This window comes from Stieleria mannarensis (assembly GCF_014154935.1).
Taxonomy (GTDB): domain Bacteria; phylum Planctomycetota; class Planctomycetia; order Pirellulales; family Pirellulaceae; genus Stieleria; species Stieleria mannarensis.
Genome location: NZ_JACEHH010000173.1, coordinates 1 through 953, shown reverse-complemented (window position 1 = coordinate 953; position 953 = coordinate 1). Strand labels below are relative to the sequence as shown.

Below are 953 nucleotides of genomic sequence, written 5' to 3'. Positions count from 1 at the left end.
CCAGCGGCCGAGGAACTGATCGATCGGCACTCCCGCCACCCCCTGACGCTTGCCGTCGCCTCCGTCCTGCGTCCCGATCCGATAGCGAAAGACAACCTTGCCGTCACGCATGTCCAACAACCTTGAGTTGCCGATCGGGCCGCCTTTGATGTACCGAGCCAGGTAGGTCGCCACTCCCGAACCGTCACGGTAGGCGTCAAAAATCTTGACGTTCCACGGTTTGCCACTCAGCTTGGCCAAGGCCCGCTTGAAGTCGTTGGGGCTGATCGAGTCGGGCAATTTAATCTGGCCCGATCGAACCTTTGCCTGGAGCATCGCCTTGAACTTGCCGCGAAACTTGATCATCAAGACCTTGCGGGGCAGCAAACAATTCTTCTGAGGACGGAGCCACGTTCCGTCGTCGGCCAATCCGCCGGCGGTGACGATGCAATGCAAATGCACGTGCGGCAACAGCGTCTGATTCCAAGTGTGCAGGGCGGCCAGGATTCCGGGCTTTGCACCGAGGTACTTGGGGTCGTCGAGTAGTTGGCGGAGCGTTTCCGTTGCCGCGGCAAACAAGGTGTTGGCGTACTCAGCTTTGTTAAAACGCCAAATCGGATTCAGTTCGCTCGGCAGGGTGAAGACGACGTGATGATGCGGACAGGGCAGGAGACGTTGTTTCCAGCTTGCCAGCCACTGTTCACGATCCACCCACGCACACTGGGGACAGCAGCGATGCCGACAGGAGTTGTAGGCGATGCTGTGGTAATGACCGTCGGGACAACTGTTGACGTGCCCACCGAGCGTTCGGGTACGGCAATGCTGGATGCACCATGCGGCGCGAAGCATGTCCCGCGAAACACGGAAACGCGCCGCGAACGAGTCGAAGTTGCCTGCGAAGATGTCTTGAAGCGTGATGGCCATCGGCACCTCGCAATCGATGTTGGCAGGTCATCCCCCCGCAAGGCCAGTTC

Annotated in this window: 1 protein-coding gene; it reads right to left on the bottom strand. The window is 59.5% G+C overall.

Features of this window, described 5'->3' with window-relative positions; genetic code table 11:
* Positions 1 to 903 (bottom strand): IS91 family transposase (locus H1B37_RS32940; protein ID WP_182871510.1); only part of this gene is annotated, 903 nt, incomplete at its 3' end.
* Positions 904 to 953 lie beyond the last annotated feature (50 nt).